This window comes from Halomonas sp. G15 (genome assembly GCF_021282295.1).
GTDB lineage: Bacteria > Pseudomonadota > Gammaproteobacteria > Pseudomonadales > Halomonadaceae > Halomonas > Halomonas alimentaria.
On sequence record NZ_JAJSPA010000003.1, the window covers coordinates 122,009 to 142,270 of the forward strand.

14 protein-coding genes are annotated in these 20,262 nt (G+C 63.1%); 5 read left to right on the forward strand and 9 right to left on the reverse strand.

The genetic code is table 11. The features are described 5' to 3' along the window. The first annotated feature begins 21 nt into the window (after nt 1-21). A protein-coding gene (locus tag LWH48_RS03220) for an IS3 family transposase (RefSeq protein WP_232911258.1) occupies nt 22-1,538 on the forward strand; the annotation gives its coding sequence in 2 pieces (ribosomal slippage) (nt 22-456 and nt 459-1,538; 1,515 coding nt in all). Between the two features lie 15 nt (nt 1,539-1,553). Here LWH48_RS03220 and LWH48_RS03225 read toward each other — a convergent pair. From LWH48_RS03225 to fliD (LWH48_RS03250), 6 genes are all read right to left on the reverse strand, one after another. Beyond that, entirely contained in the window at nt 1,554-1,703 is a 150-nt protein-coding gene (locus LWH48_RS03225) for a transposase family protein (protein ID WP_232911242.1), read from the reverse strand. A 49-nt stretch (nt 1,704-1,752) separates the two neighbouring features. Continuing rightward, nucleotides 1,753-4,818: a glycosyltransferase gene (locus tag LWH48_RS03230; protein WP_232911243.1), complete on the reverse strand. Its 3,066-nt coding sequence runs from the start codon at nt 4,816-4,818 to the stop codon at nt 1,753-1,755. A 740-nt stretch (nt 4,819-5,558) separates the two neighbouring features. Then, nucleotides 5,559-6,440, reverse strand: coding sequence for a flagellin N-terminal helical domain-containing protein (locus LWH48_RS03235; RefSeq protein WP_269816064.1), 882 nt, complete (start codon nt 6,438-6,440; stop codon nt 5,559-5,561). Nucleotides 6,441-6,542: 102 nt separating this feature from the next. Then, entirely contained in the window at nt 6,543-7,385 is an 843-nt protein-coding gene (locus LWH48_RS03240; RefSeq protein WP_232911244.1) for a flagellin N-terminal helical domain-containing protein, read from the reverse strand. A gap of 277 nt (nt 7,386-7,662) precedes the next feature. Beyond that, entirely contained in the window at nt 7,663-9,030 is a 1,368-nt protein-coding gene (fliD, locus tag LWH48_RS03245) for a flagellar filament capping protein FliD (protein WP_232911245.1), read from the reverse strand. A 128-nt stretch (nt 9,031-9,158) separates the two neighbouring features. After that, a complete protein-coding gene (gene fliD / locus LWH48_RS03250; protein WP_232911246.1) occupies nt 9,159-10,529 on the reverse strand; it encodes a flagellar filament capping protein FliD in 1,371 nt (456 codons plus the stop codon). A gap of 155 nt (nt 10,530-10,684) precedes the next feature. Here fliD (LWH48_RS03250) and LWH48_RS03255 point away from each other — a divergent pair, with 155 nt between their 5' ends. Together LWH48_RS03255 and LWH48_RS03260 are read left to right on the forward strand one after the other, a co-directional pair. Further along, nucleotides 10,685-11,035 (forward strand): hypothetical protein, encoded by a 351-nt coding sequence (locus LWH48_RS03255; RefSeq protein WP_232911247.1) that lies wholly within the window; start codon nt 10,685-10,687, stop codon nt 11,033-11,035. Nucleotides 11,036-11,179: 144 nt separating this feature from the next. Continuing rightward, the gene (locus LWH48_RS03260; protein WP_232911248.1) at nt 11,180-12,508 is read left to right on the forward strand and encodes a methyl-accepting chemotaxis protein; all 1,329 of its coding nucleotides are present in this window, start codon (nt 11,180-11,182) and stop codon (nt 12,506-12,508) included. A gap of 118 nt (nt 12,509-12,626) precedes the next feature. Here LWH48_RS03260 and LWH48_RS03265 read toward each other — a convergent pair whose 3' ends face one another. Both LWH48_RS03265 and LWH48_RS03270 read right to left on the reverse strand, forming a co-directional pair. Further along, nucleotides 12,627-13,721, reverse strand: a complete 1,095-nt coding sequence (locus LWH48_RS03265) for a Fic family protein (RefSeq protein WP_232911249.1) — start codon at nt 13,719-13,721, stop codon at nt 12,627-12,629. 647 nt (nt 13,722-14,368) lie between these two features. Beyond that, nucleotides 14,369-16,261, reverse strand: coding sequence for a methyl-accepting chemotaxis protein (locus LWH48_RS03270; protein WP_232911250.1), 1,893 nt, complete (start codon nt 16,259-16,261; stop codon nt 14,369-14,371). A 176-nt stretch (nt 16,262-16,437) separates the two neighbouring features. On the opposite strand from LWH48_RS03270, the gene ftsZ reads away from it, so the two are divergent. Then, nucleotides 16,438-17,553, forward strand: a complete 1,116-nt coding sequence (ftsZ, locus tag LWH48_RS03275; protein ID WP_232911251.1) for a cell division protein FtsZ — start codon at nt 16,438-16,440, stop codon at nt 17,551-17,553. Nucleotides 17,554-17,617: 64 nt separating this feature from the next. Further along, nucleotides 17,618-19,636, forward strand: a complete 2,019-nt coding sequence (locus tag LWH48_RS03280) for a sensor domain-containing diguanylate cyclase (RefSeq protein WP_232911252.1) — start codon at nt 17,618-17,620, stop codon at nt 19,634-19,636. A gap of 35 nt (nt 19,637-19,671) precedes the next feature. Here LWH48_RS03280 and LWH48_RS03285 read toward each other — a convergent pair whose 3' ends face one another. After that, nucleotides 19,672-20,130, reverse strand: a complete 459-nt coding sequence (locus LWH48_RS03285) for an EAL domain-containing protein (protein ID WP_332875604.1) — start codon at nt 20,128-20,130, stop codon at nt 19,672-19,674. Nucleotides 20,131-20,262 lie beyond the last annotated feature (132 nt).

Genomic DNA, 20,262 nt, shown 5'->3' on the forward strand with positions numbered 1-20,262 from the left:
AAGGAAGCCATCCTCAAGAAGATGGCACCGCCCATGAGCATGACCATCCCGGAACTGGCCGAGCAGGAAGGCATCACCGCGACAACCCTCTACAATTGGCGGAAACAGGCCAGAGCACGAGGACAGGTTTTGCCATCACGTTCTACCCAGCCAGATCAGTGGACTAGCCAGGAGAAGTTCCAGATCGTCCTGGAGACAGCTCCGATGAACGAGGCTGAAGTCAGCGCCTACTGCCGCGAGCGCGGGCTCTATCCCGAGCAGGTGGAGGCCTGGCGGGATGCCTGCATGAACGCCAACGACGATGCGGCAGCGCAGGCCAAGCAGCTTCGCCAGGCGCGTAAGGCGGAGCAGAAGCGGCTCCGTAAGCTGGAGCGCGAGCTACACCGCAAGGACAAGGCCCTGGCCGAGACGGCGGCGCTGTTGGCCCTGTCAAAAAAGGCCGAGGCGATCTGGGGCACGACCAACGACGAGGACGACTGACCAGCCTCCCGGATCGCCAGCGTATCGTGACTCTGGTGCAAGACGCCCAGCGTGACGGTGCTCGGCTGGCCAAGGCCTGTCAGGTGATGGGCATCAATGTGCGAACCTATTACCGCTGGGTCGCGGAAGGCGAAGTGACGGCGGATCGCCGCCCCGACGCCGACCGCCCAGAACCGGCCAACAAGCTGTCGCCCGAGGAACGAGAGGCGATTGTGGTGCTGTGCAACGCCCCGGAGTATCGGAGCCGCCCGCCGGCCTTCATCGTGGCCGACCAGGCGGACAAGGGCCGCTACCTGGCTTCTGAGTCGACGATGTACCGAGTGCTTCATGAATATGACCAGCAACACCACCGGGGCCGACAGCAGGCCCCACAGCGCAAGCGACCGCCGACCACGCACCAGGCCACGGCACCAAACCGGCTTTGGTGCTGGGATATCAGCTGGTTACCGGGCCCTGCACGCGGTACCTGGTGGTACCTGTACCTGATCATGGACGTCTTCAGCCGCAAGATCGTTGGGCACGAGGTCTATGAAACCGAGACCGGCGAGCTGGCCGCCGAGCTGATCCAGAAGGCCTGCTGGCGCGAGCACCTCACCGATCGTCACAAGCCTTTGATTCTGCACTCAGATAACGGCAGCCCGATGAAGGCGGCGACCTTCCTGGAGAAGCTCTACGACCTGGGCATCACCCCGTCGTACAGCCGACCAAGGGTCAGCAACGACAACGCCTTCGCCGAGTCGGCCTTCAAGACGCTGAAGTACCGGCCGGGCTTCCCCATCGACGGGTTCGCCACCCTGACTGAGGCTCAGGAGTGGGTCCAGCAATTCACCGAGTGGTATAACCACGAGCATCGGCACAGCGCCCTTCGCTACATCACGCCGAGCCAGCGTCATAACGGCGAGGCCAAAGGCATCCTGGCGCAGCGCCGGGAGGTCTTCGAGGCGGCGAAGCAACGTCACCCGGAGCGCTGGTCGGGTGACATCCGGAAACTCAGCCTGCCAGAGATAGTGCACCTGAATCCCGAGCGGGATCCGGTGCCACAGGCAGCAGGGTTTTAAAGAGCCAGAACCATTTTATATGCCAACTATGTTGACAGACTCCGCAAGGACCCCGCAGACGGCAACGGTGAGCAAGTCGGGCAAGGGATGCTGCACCTTGCTGGGATGACGCGGATCGGTAACGCTGGCGAAGATATTCAGGATCGGCACAGCAGTCCGGGGCATTGCATCCTCCGATCAAATGCCCCAGCTATATCGAATCATCCTTTATGATTCAATTGCGAACCAATCTCGACGTGCGATTGCCCTGCACATCAGCAGCAGCACGCTCCATCTCGTTATCACCAGGCTTTACATTATTGAGGATGGCAAGAGAATCTGAGGGGCCATATTCGACCACCTCATACCCTTTTTTGAAAAGGTGGTGACACAACTCCATATATGCGTCTTGTGACAAGTGAGTTCTTTCAAAGTTAATCAACTTAGGTCGTGTAACATCAATATCACAGGAATATATTACAACATCGTCCATACCTTCAGCATCGACTTGGAGAACATCTATTTCTCGGCAGCCCCAAGAGACATCTTCTAATATATCAAGCAACCCCCTACAAGGAACCTCCAGTCGCTCTATGGCACTCTCAAGCTTCGTCCCCGCAGGAAGATTACCTTTCGCATGCTTTAGCACATGTTCTTTATTGAACGAAGAAAAACCACTGGGTACGCGATAACTAGGCGAATCCAGAAGGTATCTTTTCTTGAATTTTTTATAAAAGCTTGGCTTTATTCTATAAAGATACAGCTTTGAATCTGGGCCAACAGCATAATTGGCAACGCGCGCTGCCGGATGCCTTGAGTAATTATTTCTCAAATAGGGAATAACATTGGCTTGCGGCTCAATGAGAAGAACCTCAGTTCTCTCCTTGTTTTTCATGACAACATCATAAATCGGGTCATTTATACACCCGTCGTTCGCACCAACCTGGACAACTTTTGCCAATCCGTTACTATCAATTACCCTCTGTATTTTATCTACATAAATACCAGGGTTATTTATTTTCTTGACCTGTCGCTCACCAAGAGGATTGCATTTCTCATTATTTTGATCGGAGATAAACTCTACAACGTCTTTAACCTCTTGTGGGCGAGCTGGCAGAATACCGCTCGCCTCCAGAAACTCCAAGGCCAAACCTTGGTCGACATCGGCCAACATTTCATAAGAAATATCATGTGCAAAAAAACATGTACTCAATATAAATGCCAGCTTTAATTTACTTTCATCATTCAGCGTGGCCATTCGCTCATGGCTTGGCAGGAATAGCACATCGGCGCTTTCCTGATCGGTGGCGCACTTCTCCTGCCCATCCAGCATTTCCGGCAGGTGGCTGTGATGGTGGGCATCGTGGAAACGGTAGAAACGGAAGCCGTTGCGACTTGCCCAGTGCTGGTACTCGGCGAAGCTCGGCTGGCGTTCATGGGTGGGCTGGAAGGCCACCCGGGCCTGGATCAGCAAGGTGTCGTTCAGCCACCGCTTGCCGTGCTCGAGCACCGCCATGGCGTCGCTGAGCTCGTCGAGAATCAGCCAATCTAGGCTGTCCAGACCATCGATGCTGTCCAGCGCGACGGTATTGATGGGCAGCTCGGCGATGGGTTGGGCGCCCAGGCGGTGCCTCTCCGGCAGCTGTTCCGCCGGCAGCGGCTTGAGGGTGCCGGTCAGCTCCGGGGCCACACAAGCATTGAGGGTGGTCGGCTGCCCATCGCCGAGCAGGGCATGCTGGAACACCTGGATATGCTCGCTTCCCTCGTAACGCTCGACGTTCTTGACCTCACTGGCGGGGTCGAAGGCGACGATGCCGAACGCCTGGGTGGCGGCCATGGGGTCGGCCAGCCCGCGCTTGATCAGCTTGGCGCGGTTATCGAGCACGATGACCTTCGAGGTCAGCTGCCAGGTAAATTCATCGGTCAGCCACAGGCCGGTCGGCGACGCGTTGGCGGCTCCCTCCTGCGGGCCTCGCAGCAGGTGCTGCAGAGACGTATCGACCTTGAAGTCCGGCTTGGTCGCGCGGCTGGCCAGGCGCTGGCGGTGCCGCTTCCGCTGGGTAATGGAAAAGTCCTTGTTGCCGGCGCGCAGTCGCACCAGCGGCGTCAACGCGGCCAGCAGGCGCTCGGTGGCACGGTCGATATGATGCTTCGCCTCGCCCACTCGCCAGGCGCGCTGCACGTATTCCTGGTAAAGGGCCTCGTCATCGTAGAAGGCCACCACGGCGTCATACAGCGGCTGCAGCTCTTCCTCGCTCAGCAGCTGCTGGTAGGGTTCTTCGTAGCACGCCTCGGGCAGGTCGAAGGCGATGCCGGCATCATCGATCATCTCCGGCATCCCGCCACGCTTGGTGATCAGCGCGGGGATCCCGTTGAGCATGGCCTCGGCCAGCACGCGGCCCGAGCTTTCCCACCACAGGCTGGGGGCCACCAGCAGGCGCGCACGGCGGTAGGGGCCACGCATGTCACTGGTGTTGGGGGTGACCACCACGTTGCTCAGCTCGGTGCGGCGCTTGCCCAGGCGTTGCGTGGTCTGCCGCAGCACCGCCGCCCAGTCCGCCCTTGCCTCCACCACCTCGAGCTCGATCTCGGGACGTTCCCGCTCCAGCTTCTCGGCCAACTGCACGAACACACTGGCCCCCTTCTGCCAGGAGGGGTTCACGAACAGCAGGCGCTTGCGTTCATGCTGCTCGGCCACGAAGTGGCCGGGATCGATGAACTTCCCTACCGGCCTGGCCGCGAAGCCCGCTTCCTTGCGATACATCTCCGCGGTGGCCTGGCTGTCGGTGAGCACCAGGTCCACGTCACGACACCAGCGGGTCGACTTGTAGTTGCCGTTGGCCAGATAGAAGGCGACCGGAATGCCGCGATCGCGGGCCTCGTCAGCGATCAGCATATCCAGCGTCTGGCCGCCATAGAACCACACCACATCGGGCTTGAAGCTTTCCAGAAGGTAGAGGTACTGGCTGTACCAGAGCCCCTCTTCATGGGTGGTGAAATGGTTGCGGTTGTGGCTGAGACTCACCACCAGCTGGTGGGTAAGCGGGCCATCCTCGGCTTCGATCAACTGGTGCTGGTAGGCGGAGAGGTCAGGATACTGCGCCTTGAGCCTGCCCATGCCCTTGGGGTCGTCGAACACGGTGGCGCCCAGCACCTGCACCTCGTAGCCCTGTGCCACCAGCTGCAGCAGCATCTGGCGCACGGTCATGCTGGCGCCGCTGGAGGTATCCATCAGGCAGAAGGGATTGGCCCAGAGCAGGCGGGGCTTGCGCTGTTGAGGAGTAGAGGATTTCTTGGCCATGGAGCAGCTCACACGTAGGAATGGCAATATGCCCTAGCCTATCGCCTTTTCCCTTGCCGCAAAGGCATGAATCCCAACGCCTTTAGGCGCTTTTTCAGGCTCTTCGACGTGGCTTATGAGCCTCTCGCCTCTGAAAAGGCCAGAGCCATCGCCACGACCTACCGGATTAATTACCCGGTGTGCGGCCTGCTTGCCCACGCCTAATCCAAATAAAGCAGCGCCCCCCTTAAAGCAGTGAAGAAATCATGCCCAAGACCAATAAAACCAGTCCTATTCTAGCAATCTTAAACCACACCTCATCAACATGCACATTCGACTTCGGCGTACCTTCGGTGTACACCGTGGAGTCTGTTTTGATCTTCAAACCATAAAATGAGAACAATGTAATCATAACTGTCCCAACCACCTGAAGAAGCACTGAAATACACTGCATTTCCGCCCCGATCACGATAATCATCCATTACAATAACATCACCTACCGATCCGGACAGGTGCGCCTATCATGCTGATAGCTCCCACATACGCTACAGCGACGTGCTTCAGGGCATGTTTGGATATTATGGCCAATACGCCCACAGTTCGAACAACGCTTAGGCTTTGGGCAGTTTTTAGCGGTATGCGATCCAGAGCCACAAATTGAACATGCCATGCTATCAAAATCCTCGACACCCTATTAAAAACGGGGCCTCTCGGCCCCGTCGTTACTTACTGCCCCTTCAATCGGGAGGCCAGCCCTTTCCTTAACCCAGCAGCGACAGCACCGATTGCGGCTGCTGGTTAGCCTGCGCCAGCATGGAGGTGCCCGCCTGCTGTAGAATATTGGCGCGTGTCATATTCGACACTTCCTGAGCGTAATCGGCATCCTCGATCCTCGACCTTGCTTCAGTCAAGTTTGTAGAGGTTGTGGCCAAATTATCGATCACAGAGTCAAACCGATTGAGGGTAGCACCCAAGGTGGCGCGATTGGTGTCGAGAGTCTCTGTTGCGGCATCCACAGTATCAATAAGCTTCTGGAAGTCGCCATGCGTAGCTGCGCCAGAGGTTCCAGAACCACTAAATGTTACTGAACCACCTGAAGCGACAAGAGAGCCACTCGACCCGCTAACAAGACCAAGACCACCACTTACAGTTGCGTCAAATGTATCTACAGTGATGACATCCGAGTCTTCAGTCTTGGCACCCACTTGAATACTCAGTGAGCCACTATTATTCAGCAGGTTAGTCCCGTTAAAGTTATTACTTTCTGCCACACGATCGATTTCAGCTAAACGCTCGTTGATTTCAGTTTCAATGGCAGCACGGTCTTCGGTAGTGTTGGTATCATTCGCACCCTGCACCGCTAGTTCACGGATACGCTGCAGGTTATCATTGATCTGATCCAGGCCGCCTTCCATGGTCTGCACCATGGAGATACCGTCGTTGGCGTTGCGACTTGCCTGGTTCATGCCGGTAATCTGGGCCGTCATCTTGTTAGCGATGGCCTGGCCGGCGGCATCATCCTTTGCGCTATTGATACGCAGACCAGAGGAGAGACGCTCCATGGACGTCTGCAGGCTGGACTGGGACTTGTTCAGATTGTTCTGGCCAATCAAGGCGGTGATATTGGTATTGATCACGGACATGATGTCATTCCTTACTTTCAGGTGAGGGCTCCATTGGGAAGCCCCGCATTAGTTTCGGGGCCTTCCGCAACGGTGCCGTTGACATGCTTCAGTAGCTTAAAATTAGCCCAGCAGTGACAGCACCGACTGCGGCTGCTGGTTGGCCTGCGCCAGCATGGAGGTACCCGCCTGCTGCAAAATATTGGCTCGCGTCATATTCGAAACCTCTTGAGCGTAATCAGCATCTTCAATTCTTGACCGAGCTTCAGTGAGGTTGGTCGATGTAGTCGCCAGATTATCAACTACTGAATCAAACCGGTTCAGCGTGGCGCCCAAAGTCGCGCGGTTGGTATCAAGCTGTGTAACAGCGGCATCAACGGAGTCAATAAGAGCCTGGTATTGTGTGTGGGTTCCACCTGAAGTCAATGCATCAGCTGCACCACTAACGTTAAGCCCTGTACTGGCAGATGACGCGTCAATAGTACTAACCGTAATGACATCTTCTGCCGCTGTCGTGCCCGCACCGACCTGAATATTCAGAGTACCACTGCCACTCAACAATTTGGTGCCGTTGAAGTTATTACTAGCAGCAACACGGTCGATCTCCGCGATGCGCTGGTCAATCTCGGTCTCGATCGCGGCGCGATCTTCTTTCGTATTGGTGTCGTTCGCACCCTGAACTGCCAGCTCACGAATACGCTGCAGGTTATCGTTGATCTGATTCAGGCCGCCTTCCATGGTCTGCACCAGAGAAATCCCGTCGTTGGCGTTACGGCTCGCCTGGTTCATGCCGGTAATCTGGGCGGTCATCTTGTTGGCGATGGCCTGACCAGCGGCATCATCCTTGGCGCTGTTGATTCGCAGGCCGGAGGAGAGGCGCTCCATGGAGGTCTGCAGGCTGGACTGCGACTTGTTCAGGTTGTTCTGGCCGATCAGGGCGGTGATATTGGTATTGATCACGGACATGGTGATGTTCCTTCCAATCAGTTGAGGGCTCCATTGGCAACCCCCGTCGTGGCTTTGGGGGCCTGCCGCAACGGCGCCGTTGGCCGTTACCCTCTATAACGGCCACTTGGCGGCGAGCTTTAGGGGCCGAGGGAAACAATCTTGCTGGCCAGGCGCCGCCTGGTCTGAATGCACGGCTTGGCGAGAGGCATGGAGCGGCCAGCCGGCCCGAAGCGCCACGGGCCCGGCAATGCCGGGCCCGTGGGTGAGGGGGAAGTGAAGACGACAGCAGCGGAGGTTACGACTGCCCCTGCGACATCTGCGAGCTGATCATGCTGAGTTGCTGCCCCAGGTAGGCGCTGGTCGAGTTCATTTGGGCCAGCATGCCGTCCAGCTGGCTGAACTGCCGTCGATAACGCTCCACGGTGCGCTCGATGCTGGTCTCCATGCGTTCGTAGCGGTTATCAAGGCTGCTGACGCGGGTCTCGGCGCTGTTCACCGAGCTCTGGATCAGGCCCTCGTTACCAAGGATCTGGCCCAGGGTCTGATCCAGGCGCCCCGCCATGCCGCCCGCCTCATCGGCGCCGGCGAAGAACTCGGCGAGTGCCTGGGGGCTCTCCGCGATCACCGTGTCCAGCTTGTCCTCGTCCAGCTCCAGGCGCCCCTTCTCGTTCAGCTGGATGCCCACCTGAGACATGATCTCCAGCGCGCCGCCGGCCACGCTTTCGGTAAGGTCGCGGCTGAGGCGCGACTCGATGGTGCGTACGGCACGGTCGCCTACCAGCTCGCCGGCGGTGTCGGCATCGCCGGTCACATTGGTCATGCGCCCCACGGTGGATTTCATCTCGTTGTAGGCGGAGACGAACCCCTGCACGGCCTCCTTCAGCGATTCGTCATCCTGCTCCACCACCACGGCGAGCGTCTTGCCCTCGGCGGCGCTGTCCAGCTCCAGGGTGATGCCCTGGATGGCCCCCTCCACGGTGTTGGAGGCGCTGGTGATGGCGATACCGTTGATCTCCAGCGAGGCATTGCGTCCATCGACCTGACTGCCTGCATCCTCCGTCAAGCCGACGTTATCGAATGTCATGCCGCTAATGCTGGCGGCCTCGCCGGTTTCGGTCGAGGTGAGCGCCAGGCGATAGCCCGCTGCACTGCCGTCGTTGATGATCGAGGCGCGTACGCCGCTATCTTCCTGGGCGTTGATGGCATCGCGAATATCGGTGAGGGAATCGCCTTCGGCAAGGGTAATGGGGTCAAGCGCCTGACCGCCGATCGCGAGGGTCACGCTGCCGCCGCCGGCTCCGACCAGGGCATCGCTGCTGCTGGCCACCCCCTGGCTCGCCAGGGTGCCGGCACGGGCGGTCTGCGTGACCTCCACCTCGTAGCGCCCGGCGCTGGCCTGGTCATCGGCCGTGGCGATCAGACCCTCCCCCTGCACGCTGGTGGTCAGGCTGCTGTAGAGCGCCGCATCGTTGAGCGTGGCCACCGCCTCCTGCACCTTGTCCAGGCTGGATTGCAGGCGACCATAGGCCGAGATCCTCGCCTGCTCCTCGTTCTTCTGAGCGGTAATGGGCTGCAGCTTCTGGCGCTCGGCCGAGCGCAGCTGATCCAGCAGGCCGCCGAGGTCGAGCCCGGAACCGACACCAAGAGATGAGATGCTTGCCATGGAACGTCACCCTGTATCAGCGCCCACCGTGGGCGTACCCGAAGAGTATCGGCCCCTTCGTCGATATCTTTAGCCCATGGCGGCGGGTGCCCGGCCAGGCGGCGCAAGGCCGACCGGCGCGGGAGCGGTTACATCATCCCGCCACCACCGCCGCCGCCACCGCTCAGGCCGCTCAGCTGCTGGTTGAGGTAGCTGCTGGTCTGGTTCATCTGCGAGATCATGCTGTCCAGGTTGCTGAACTGGGTGCGGTAGCGATCGATGGTCTGCTCGATACGCTGCTCGGTGCGTTCGAGGCGGCCATTGAGGCCGTCAATACGGGTTTCGGCACCGCCGATGGAGCGCTCGAGCACCCCGTTCGGGTCCAGCTGCTGCTCGACGGTCTCGTTCAGGCGCCCCGCCAGGCCGGGCGATGCCTCATCGCCGGCGAAGTAGGCTTCCACCGCGGCGGGATCCTCGGCCAGCGCGGCGTCGAAGCGCTCCTGGTCGAGCTCCAGGGTGCCCTCTACGCTCATCGAGAGCCCCATGTCGCTGAGCAAGCGCGGCTCGCCCTCCACGGTCGCCCCGGCGGCCATGTCGCTGCGCAGGCGCGACTCGATGCTGCGCACGGCGCTGTCGCCGATCAGCGCGCCGGCCCCGCTATCCGCCCCGTTGAAGGCGGTGAGGCGCCCGGTGGTGTCCTTGAGCGCGTTGTAGCTCTCCACGAAGCCGGTCACCGCCTCGCGGATCGACGCGTCGTCGCGGGCCACGCCGAGGGTGCCGCTGCCCTGCTGCTGCAGGTCCAAGGTCACCCCCTGGATGGCGTCCTCCACCTGGTTGGTGGTGCTAGTGATGGCGATGCCATTCACGTCCAGGCTGGCGTCCTGCCCATCCTGGGTGATGGTGGCATCGGTCGGGGTGACCTGATCGGCCACGGCGGAGAAGTTGGTACTGGTGATGGCGGCCTGCTCACCGGTCTCCTTGGACATCAGCGCCAGGCGGTACCCCTCGCCGTCATGGATGATGGAGGCATTCACCGCGGCTTCGGCATCGCTGTTCACGGCATCGCGGATGTCCTCAAGCGTGCTGTCGGCGGCAATCGTCACCGTGGTATCGAGGGAGGCATCCGCGAAGGTGAGATCGAGGTTTTTGGCACCGCTGCTGATCTCGGTGGCGGGGTCCGTCACCCGCTGGGTGGCGAGGCTCCCGGCGCTGGCCAGGTCGTTGACCGTGACGCTGTACTCGCCGAGGGCAGCATCGCTGTCAGCCGCGGCCTGGAAGGCATCGCCGGTCACCTGGGCATTACGCCCCTGGAACAGGGTGGGATCGCCGAGCTCGCCGGCCGCCTCCTGGAACGAGGAGAGCGAGCTTTGCAGCTCGCCGTAGGCGGAGATCCGGACCTGTTGCTCCTGAACCTGCTGCTGGATGGGCTCGAGCTTGGCCCGCTCGGCCTCCTGAAGCTGGCCGAGCAGGCCGTTGAGATCGAGCCCGGAACCGATACCGAGCGAGGAGATGCTAGCCATGACGCACTGCCTTTGGCCGGTGAATGGGTGTCTTGCCTTGGGCATCGGCGGCCCGCATTGGAACTTTAACACCGATTCTGCCCGCCTCAAGGCGAGGGGCCGCTGGCCGATAGAGGGTTCGACCTTTCCCCCGCCCCGCAACCAAGGAGCTCGCCTTGCCCAGCACCGAGACCATCACCGCCCATGAGCTGCTTTACGATCTGGTGCCCAAGCTCAAGACAACCGAGCGTGTCGTCTCCGACACCCTCTCCGCCCGTCTGATGATGACCACCGATGCCGAGGTTCGTCACCAACTGAAGACCTTCAAGGCGGAGTTCGAGCTGGAGCGCACCATGATCCGCATGAACCTGGAGCACCTGCTGCGCCGCCACGCCGAGGCGGTGGAGGCGGAGCGACGCGGAAGCGACGGCGAGAGCCTCCATACCCTGCCGCTGGACGAGCATGAGGCCACCGCCGTGGCTCGGGTGCGCCAGCTCTACCGACGCGCCCAGGAGCTGAAGCGCTGAGGCTGGAACGGCGACTCGAGACAGCCGCGACTGGCAATTCTTGTAGTCAGGCCTATAGCGATACAGTTCTTGTACAAAAATGAAGGCAAGGCTAAGCTTGCGTCAATGCTGTACAAGAACATTACACTACAAGGGTCGCCGTCCATGCTTAGCTCTCTGATCTCCCTGCTCCCCTCGCCGCTACCTGCGTCACGTTCCGCGACGCAGCGAAGCCGGCGCCCCATCGAGGCGGCCCTGCACCAGCACACAGCGACGGTGACTTTCACGCCCGAGGGGATCATCACCGAGGCGAGCCCGCTGTTCCTGGCGGCGGTGGGCTACCGGGAGGCCGAGGTGATCGGCCAGCACCACCGCCTGTTCTGTTCGACGGAGGAGGCGCAGAGCGAGGCATATCGTGAGTTCTGGGCGGCACTGGCCCGGGGCGAGCATCGCGCCGGCACCTTCCGGCGGATCGGCAAGGAAGGCCGGGAGGTGTGGATCGAGGCGACCTACCTGCCGTTGACCGACCGCGCCGGCAAACGCGTCACCCATGTGATCAAGATCGCCAATGACATCACCGAGAAGCACAAGGCGATGCTTTCCCAGGCGGCCATGGTCGAGGCGCTGGGGCGTTCCATGGCGGTGATCGAGTTCACCCCGGAGGGCGAGATCCTGACCGCCAACGACAACTTCCTGGCCGCCACCGGCTACACCCTGGAGGAGGTGCAGGGGCGCCACCACCGCCTGTTCTGCCGCGAGGCCTTCTACCGTGAAAACCCGGAATTCTGGCAACGACTGGCCCAGGGAGAGTTCAGACGCGGCAAGTTCGAACGAGTCACCGCCACGGGCGAGCCGCTGTGGCTCGAGGCCAGCTACAACCCGGTGATGGATGCCGGCGGGCGAGTGGTGAGCGTGGTGAAGTTCGCCGCGGACGTGACCCGCGACGTGCAGGCCGCCGAGGCGACCCGCGCCGCGGTGCTGGCGGCCCAGGAGACCTCCACCGAGACCGAGCAGATCGCCAGCAACGGCATGGCGCGCCTGGCCGACGTGGTGCAGGAGTGCGTGGCCTCGGTGGAGGAGATGGGTCAGGCCCGCGAGATCGTCCAGCGGCTGGTGGTGCAGGCCCAGCAGATCAACGGCATCACCGAGGAGATCGCGCGCATCGCCGAGCAGACCAACCTGCTGTCGCTCAACGCCACCATCGAGGCGGCCCATGCCGGCGAGCATGGCCGCGGCTTCGCGGTGGTGGCCGGCGAGGTACGACAGCTCGCCCACCGCTCGGGCGAGGCGGTGCGCCAGATCGGCGGCCTGCTCGACACCAACGACGCCATGGTGGCCCAGGCCAGCGACCAGATGCGCTCGGCGGTGGCCAAGAGCGAGCAGATCCAGGGCTATGTGACGGAGATCGAGAACATCGTCAGCGAGATCCAGCTCGGCGCCCGTAACGTCACCGCCTCGGTGGATCGCCTCACCGGCGGAGCGGAGAGCCTGTAGTGCCGGCGGGGAGGCCGATATCACCCTGCCTGCCCCAACGCCAACGCTGGCTGGCACTCCTCGCCGCCGCATATTGCGCGCTAGGCGAGGGTTCCCTGGGCACCCCTAAACCGCGCCATCAGGATCTTCCCGTCTCCCTCCTGGCAAGCCAGGCTTCCAGCTGTCGCTGCGAGATGCCCATGCCGGCGATACGGTGCGGCGCCAGGGCGTTCAGGTCCTCATGGAGGTGGCGCAGGAAATGCTCACGGTGCTCTTCGGGGATCGCCTGGCTGCGCTCCCGAATGCGCTCTTCCATGGCGCCGCCCGTCAGCAGCTCGGCGACGATCTCGGCGATAAACTGTCGGCGGGAGCGACGATAGGCGACACGCAAGGGATCGAAGCCGACCGCATCGGCCGCCACATCATAATCGCGGCAGGAACGCAGATAGGTCCAGACATAGAGTTCGGCCAGAGGGGAAACCTCGTTGAACTCATAGGCCACCAGTATCGCCGCGTGGTAATCGCCAGGCTCGACATCATGGAAGGAGAGCGGCACCAGGTTGTGGCGTACCAGAGGAAGGTTGGCCGCCAGGCGCGCCGTTCGCTTGTTCACATCAACAAAGGGCTGCAGGTAGGAAAGATGGACCAGCAGGAAAAAGCTCTGCTCGAAGGGTTCGTGGATGGCCAGGGCCTTCTCGACCAGCCGCTCCAGACGCGGCAGCAGCTGGTGGCGACGCTCCAGGGGCAGATAGCGAGAGCCGCCGATCCTCACCGCTTCATCGCGCAGCTCACCCGCCATGCCGGGTGCCACCAGGCCATCCGCGAGCAGATAATGAAGCGACTGAATATTGCTGACCGAGATCTCCAGCCGATTAATCCCTTCAACAAGGAAATGGATCGCATCCCGGTGGTTGAGGATCATCGCCTGCTCGGCATCCAGCTTGTCGGTGGCGGCGACCCCCTCGAGCAGCAGCCGCTCCGTTTCCGCCAGCGAATAGGTATTCCCTTCCAGCCGCGAGGAATTATAGGAGAGGTCAACCAACAGGCGGTTGTAGATCCGCTTGGCGAAGGTGCCCGCCGGCATGGCGCCCGAGAAGTGGCTACCGCTGGAGGCCAGCACGTCACGCTGAGACTCGCTCAGGTAGTAACTCTGGTTGGGAAGATAGGCCTCGAGCCATTCATCACGGTAGGTGCTTGCCGGACGCTGGAAGAGAGGCTCATCGAGGCGCCTCAAGGCAGCACGCCCCTGCTCGCTTAGCGGTTCCTGGGGGCTTGGCGCGGGTACTGGCGAACCCGTCGGGTCTGGCTGGCCGCCGACCGCTAGCGCGCGATACTGACGGTTACGCGGCCCGCCGCGGCTTTCAATGACGCCCTGTTCCACCCACTCCTTGAGCCAGCGCCGCAGTGTGCGGGGCGCAAGGTCAATGTCCTGGCCTGCGAGGATCTCTGCCAGGGAAAGCCAATCGCGCCTTGTGGCCAAGTGATCGAGAACGATCTGCCGTCTAGCAACATGCTGGGTCATGGCGCCTCCTTATGGCTGATCCGTATTACCGACCAATTACCGGCCATTATAGCCCAAGGAAGCTTGTTATTGGCCAATTAATGGCCAAAAATCCCATTACCGGCCACTTAGCGGCCACACGCTGTCATTTTACCGGCCAAACTAATACCAGCCTCTCGTCGAGAATATCGTCGGCGGGATCCAGGGTGGGGCACGCAACGTCACCGCCTCGGTGGACCGGCTCACCGACGGGGCGGAGAGCCTGTAGTGCCTGTAGTGCCTGTAGTGCCTGTCCTGCCGGCTCCGCCGGATGCGCCTTCGGCTTATCCGGCCTACAGGAGAAGCGCGTGAACCGCGAAAGCCGCGAGGGCCGAGTATTATCAAGCCGGCTGCGGCATGGCATGCCGGCCGGCCTTGCTCGGCTCGCCAGGCGCCACACTCTCGACACCCCTCTCGCCACCCTCGCCCTGCGAGCTCAGGGTAAAGCTGCCCACCGCCTCGGCCAGCAAGTCGGCCTGCTCCTTGAGCTGCTCGGCGGCGACGGTGGACTCCTCCACCAGGGCGGCGTTCTGCTGGGTCACCCGGTCGAGGTCGGCCACCGCCAGGTTGACCTGGCCGATGCCGTCGCTCTGCTCGCCGGTGGCGGCGCTGATCTCGCCGAGCACCTGGGCGACGCGTGCCACCCCCTCCACCAGCGCCTGCAGGGTGTCGCCGGCCTGGCGCACCAGATCGGTGCCGCCCGCTACCTTCTCCTCGGAGCGGTCGATCAGCGCACGGATCTCGCGGGAGGCATCGGCGCTGCGGGTGGCAAGCTGACGGACCTCGCCGGCCACCACCGCGAAGCCGCGGCCCGCCTCGCCGGCCCGGGCGGCCTCCACCGAGGCGTTGAGCGCCAGCAGGTTAGTCTGGAAGGCGATGCCGTCCATCACCTTGACGATGGCGGCGATCTGCCCGGAGGCGTCACGGATCTCCTCCATGGTGGCGACCACCTGCTGCATCTCCTCGCCGCTCCGGCCTGCCACCTCGGCGGCGGACTGGGAGAGGCCGTTGGCCTCGCGGGCGGAGTCGGCGGTGTGGCCCACGGTGCTGCTGATCTGCTCGATGGAGGCGGAGGACTCCTGCAGGCTGGCGGCTGCGCTCTCTGTGCGCCGCGAGAGATCCTGGTTGCCGTGGGTGATCTCGCCGGCGGCCAGTCGCACCTGCTGGCTGCTGTCGCGGATGGTGCGCATCACCCCCTCCATGCGCGAGACGAAGCGGTTGAAGGCGGCGGCGATCTGGGCCACCTCGTCACGCCCCGCCTCGGGCAGGCGGCGGGTAAGGTCGGCGTGGCCGCTGGCGATATCGGCCATGGCGTCGCGGGCGGCCAGCAAGCGCCGGAAGGCGAATCGCAGCAACGCGCCGAGCAGCAGCACTGCCCCCAGCGCCACTACCAGCAGGGTGACCAGCGAACTCGAGAGAACGCCGCGCAGGCCGGCGGTGGCTTCTTGGTCGTCCAGGGCCACCACCAGCTGCCAGTCGGTAGCGGGGATGCCCTCGGCGAAGAGCCGCACGGCCTGCTCGCCGAGGGTCACTGCCAGAGGCGCCTCGGCGGCGACAAGCTCGGCCAGGCCCGCACCGTCGAGTGCGGCACCCAGGCGGGCAACCGGCTCCAGCGCCAGTTCGGGATCGGGGTGGGCGATCAGGGTGCCATCGGCGGCGGCCAGAAAGGCGAAGCTGGCCGGGGTGGGGGCGATGGCACCCACCGTCTCGACGATGGTGCCGATGCCGACGTCGCCACCTACCACGCCAAACAGCCGGCCATTTCGCTCGACAGGAGCGGCCAGGGTCACCACCAGCTCGTTAGTAGCTACATCAACATACGGCAACGTGACGATGGGCTCGCCGGTTTCCACTGCGGCGCGATACCAGGGGCGCTCGCGGGGGTCGAAGTCCGCCGGCGCCTCGAAGCCGTTGGAGAAGGTGGTGTCGCCATTGGCGGCACGCGCCAGGTAGCTCATCTGGAAGTCGCCGGAGGCGGCCAGCTGCTTGAGCGCGGGCAACGGGTCCTCGCCGGGACCGGGGGCCGGCACCGCCTCGAGCATGGTGGTTCGGGCCTCGAGCCACTGGCCGATGGCCTGGGCATTGCCGCTGGCCACCGCGGCCAAGTTGCCGGCCACCTGGTCGTCGTTGTGCGACTTCACGGTGAGGTAGCTGGCGGTGGTACTGAGCACCAGGGCGAGGATGATCACCGCCACGGTGGCGATGAGCAGACGAAAACGCAGGGATGAAAACATGAGGTCACTCGTGGGTGGAGCGAATGGGAGCAGCGCGCGGGTGCCATGCGCCAGGGTCAATGGCCTGCTCTATCGGCCACGCAGAACGAGACTTTAACCTCCCTGCCCTTCAGTCCAGCACCAACTCGCCGATACCCTTGGCAGTAGAAGAATTCATGACCAACGCAGGGAGTCGCATGAACGACGACGTCACACCCCCGGAAGAATACCCGGCCAGCCTCAAGGTCATGGGCGTGGGCGGTGGCGGTGGTAACGCCATCCGCTACCTGCTCGACAGCCACTTGCCGGGCGTGGACTTCATCGTCGCCAACACCGACCGCCAGGCCCTGGGCGCCCTGCCCCAGGAGGTGGCCCTGCCCATCGGCAAGCAGACCACCCGCGGGCTCGGCGCCGGCAGTGACCCGGCCATCGGAGCCCGCGCCGCCGAGGAGAGCAGCGAGGTGCTGCGCGCACGCCTGGCCGGTGGCGACATGCTGTTCCTGATGGTCGGCATGGGGGGCGGTACCGGCAGTGGTGCGGCGCCGGTGATCGCCGCGCTGGCCAGAGAGATGGGGCTACTCACGGTAGCGGTAGTCACCCGCCCCTTCACCTTCGAAGGCGCCCGTCGTCGCCAGGCGGCCGAGGAGTCCATTGCGGCCCTTGCCGAGGTGGTGGATTCCCTGGTGGTGGTGCCCAACGACCGGCTGCTGCCGACGCTTGGTCCCAACGCATCGATGATGCGCGCCTTCGCCGAGGTCAACGAGATACTGCGCCAAGCGGTCTCGGGTATCGCCGAGGTGATCACCCGCCCGGGGCTGATCAACGTGGACTTCGCCGACGTGGCAGCGGTAATGCGTCATCCCGGCCGGGCACGCATCGGCACTGGCTATGGTCAGGGTGAAGATCGCGCCCGGGAGGCAGTGGTAGCGGCCATCGAGCACCCCCTGCTTGAGGCCACCGACCTGGCCGAAGCTGCCGGTGTGCTGGTCAGCATCACCGCCGGACCAGACCTGACCCTGGAGGAGTTCAACGAGATCGGCGCACTAGTGGCGGAGTTCGCCAGCGAGGAGGCGATGGTGATGGCCGGTACTGCCATCGACATGGCGATGAGCGGCGAGCTAAACCTGACGCTGGTTGCCACGGGGCTTACGGTGGCAAGAGAGGCTCCGAGAGAGCCGGCTGTGGATGCTCCGGCGCAGGCTGCCCCGCACCATGGCGCCCGCCAGTCGACGCGTCCGGCACTCGCCTCCCAGGGACCTGCCACGGGAGAGCTACTGGATATTACCCGCTTCCTCGACGACCTCAAGCGCTGACTACACCTGTGCCCGAACGCCCCGCCGCGTTGGCGGGGCGCCTGTAGCCTGGCAACATGTCCATATGGTCAACCCTTCCCCTGGTCACACGGGCGGCCTGCTACGCCGCCTTCTTCGTCCCTCACTTCGTCTTCTGCCCGGTGCGCTGGCCCGGCAGCTGCTCTCGCTGCGCGGCCGGCTGCTGCTGGGCGCGGCAATGCTGTGGACACTACTCTGCCTGACGCTTCTGATCTTTGGCTGGCAGTCCGGCACCTTGCTGGTGGACGAGACCAACCGTATGCACCTGCGCTACGAGGCGGAGCTGATCCGCAACGATATCGCCCAGCAGGTTAACCAGCGGCTGGGCGCACTGGAGCGCCTCGCCCGGCATATCCCCACCCCGACAGAGGGCGCCCTGGCCCGCCGAGGCGTAGGCCATCTCGAGGAGCTCTTCGACGGTCTGATCCTCGTGGACACCGACAGCCGCATCCTCGACGACTGGCCAGTCGATGCCGGCCGCCTGGGCCAGAACGTCGGTGACCGCCCATATGCTCGGTTCATGCACGCGGTGCAACGCCCGCACATCAGCGAGCCCTTCGTTGGCCGAGTCAGCGGCTCGCCACGGGTGATGATGCTGGTGCCGTTGCGCGATGCGCGTGGTCGCTATACCGGCTTCCTGGGTGGACTGGTGGACATCGCCGAGGGCCCCTTCTTCGACGGCTTCGACCACCTGCGCCTGGGCGACGATGGCGTCGTGACCATTACCAGCGCCTCGGGGCTGCGCCTCTACCAGCCTCGCCAACGCCGGGCCATCACAACGGTAGATCGCGAGGCCAAGCCCTGGCTAGACCGGGCGCTGGACGGCTGGGAAGGCGAAGCCGAGGGCGCGATGCCCGACGGCGGCGAGGCGCTAAAGGCCTATCGTCAGGTCTGGCCGGCGCGCTGGGTGGTGGGGGTCTACCTGCCGCTGGAGCAGGCCTACAATCCGCTGGCCCGGGTGATCGAGCAGGTCGGTAACCGCGCCTTTTGGGCCCTGGGCCTGCTGCTGCCCCTGGTCGCCCTGCTGCTGTGGCTGACCCTGCGCCCGCTGACCCGCCTGGCGCATCAGATCCGAGACCTGAAGCGCGGCCGACGTGATAGCCTGGCAATCACCACCCGCATGGGCGAGCTCCGCCAGATCATCGATACCTTCAACGCCGTGGAGGGAGAGCGGCGCACTTCCCTCCAGCACCTCCACGAGCAGGAGGCAGTGCTGCGCGGTATCCTGGCCGCCTCACCCCAGGCGATGTTTGTCACCGACACCGAGGGGCGCATCACCTTCGTCAATCCGGCCCTGGAGTCGCTAGTACATCTCGGGCCGCCCGCTCCGGTGAGTCGCCTGGTCGGCCACCTACACCCCGACGACCGCGAGCCGGTGATGGCAGCCTGGCGGGAAAGCCTGGCCCAGCACCACGACTTCGAGCGCCAGTTCCGCTACCTGGACGAGCAGGGCGCTGAGCGCTGGCTCGATGTACACGCCAGCACCGTCGAAGTGGCGAGAGAGGCCATCGGCCTGGTTGGCGCGGTGCGCGATATCACCCAGCGCCGCCATGACGACGCCCTGCGCCGCTGGGAGGCCGAGCACGACCCGCTGACCGGGCTGCTCAACCGTCGCGGCTTCGAACGCCGCCTGGAGGACGCCTTCGCCGACTGGGAGAAGGCCGGCACCCCGGCCGCGCTGGTACTGTTCGACCTCGACCACTTTAAACCGGTCAATGATCAGGGCGGCCATGCCCTGGGCGACGAGATGCTCAAGCGCGTGGCAGGGGCGATGCGCGAGGTGACGCGCTCGAGTGACCACGCCGCACGCCAGGGCGGAGACGAGTTTGCCCTGCTGCTCAACGGTTGCGGAATCGGCCAGGCCACGGCCATCGCCGAGGCGCTGCGCGAGCGCGTGGGCACTCAGAGCGTGGAGCAGGATGGCCGTATCTGGCGGGTAACGGCGAGCCTCGGGGTCAGCCAGTTTCATGCCGACGATAAGAGCGTTGAGGCGGTGATCGCTCGAGCCGACGCCGCCAGCTACCAGGCCAAGGCCCGGGGGCGAAACAGCGTGGCCATGGTGTGAGGCTGACTCACCCTCACACCATCAGCCCCAAGCCTTCAGGCCATCACGGAGCGGGTGAGGTAGCGCTCGGCGAAGATAGCCGCCGGCACCGGACGGCCGGTGAAGAACCCCTGGATCAGATTGACATGATAGCGCGACAGCGCATCGAGCTGCTCCTGGGTCTCGACGCCTTCTGCCACCACCCTCAGCCCCAGCTCCTTGGCCATGCCGGTGACCCCGGCGACGATGGCTGCACTTCCGCGGCTCACGCTCAGCCCCTGGATAAAGCTGCGATCGATCTTGATGGTGGTAACAGGCAGCTCCTGCAGGTAGCTCAGCGATGAGTAACCGGTGCCGAAGTCGTCAATGGCCAGCCGGCACCCCAGGTCACGCAGCCCCTCGAGGATCGCCACGGCCTTCTGCTGCTTATCCAGCAGCACGCTCTCGGTGAGCTCGAAACCAATCTGGCCGGCAGGCAAGTCATAGTCGTGATAGAGGTGCCGCACACGGTTCACCAGGTCCAGGGAAAACGCATGAAAAACCGCTCTACGACGGGCTTCGTAGCGCTTTACCAGTAGGAGCTAATGTGGTCATCTAACGGCTTTTGCTCATGGATGACCCGATGCTTACACCGTCCCTTATGCACC

Bases quoted from the DNA above. Each gene is read 5' to 3' on its own strand.
- LWH48_RS03225 (WP_232911242.1), bottom strand. From the start codon at position 1,703: ATGCCCCGGACTGCTGTGCCGATCCTGAATATCTTCGCCAGCGTTACC.
- LWH48_RS03230 (WP_232911243.1), bottom strand. From the start codon at position 4,818: ATGGCCAAGAAATCCTCTACTCCTCAACAGCGCAAGCCCCGCCTGCTC.
- LWH48_RS03235 (WP_269816064.1), bottom strand. From the start codon at position 6,440: ATGTCCGTGATCAATACCAATATCACCGCCTTGATTGGCCAGAACAAT.
- LWH48_RS03240 (WP_232911244.1), bottom strand. From the start codon at position 7,385: ATGTCCGTGATCAATACCAATATCACCGCCCTGATCGGCCAGAACAAC.
- fliD (WP_232911245.1), bottom strand. From the start codon at position 9,030: ATGGCAAGCATCTCATCTCTTGGTGTCGGTTCCGGGCTCGACCTCGGC.
- fliD (WP_232911246.1), bottom strand. From the start codon at position 10,529: ATGGCTAGCATCTCCTCGCTCGGTATCGGTTCCGGGCTCGATCTCAAC.
- LWH48_RS03260 (WP_232911248.1), top strand. From the start codon at position 11,180: ATGCTTAGCTCTCTGATCTCCCTGCTCCCCTCGCCGCTACCTGCGTCA.
- LWH48_RS03270 (WP_232911250.1), bottom strand. From the start codon at position 16,261: ATGTTTTCATCCCTGCGTTTTCGTCTGCTCATCGCCACCGTGGCGGTG.
- ftsZ (WP_232911251.1), top strand. From the start codon at position 16,438: ATGAACGACGACGTCACACCCCCGGAAGAATACCCGGCCAGCCTCAAG.
- LWH48_RS03280 (WP_232911252.1), top strand. From the start codon at position 17,618: ATGGTCAACCCTTCCCCTGGTCACACGGGCGGCCTGCTACGCCGCCTT.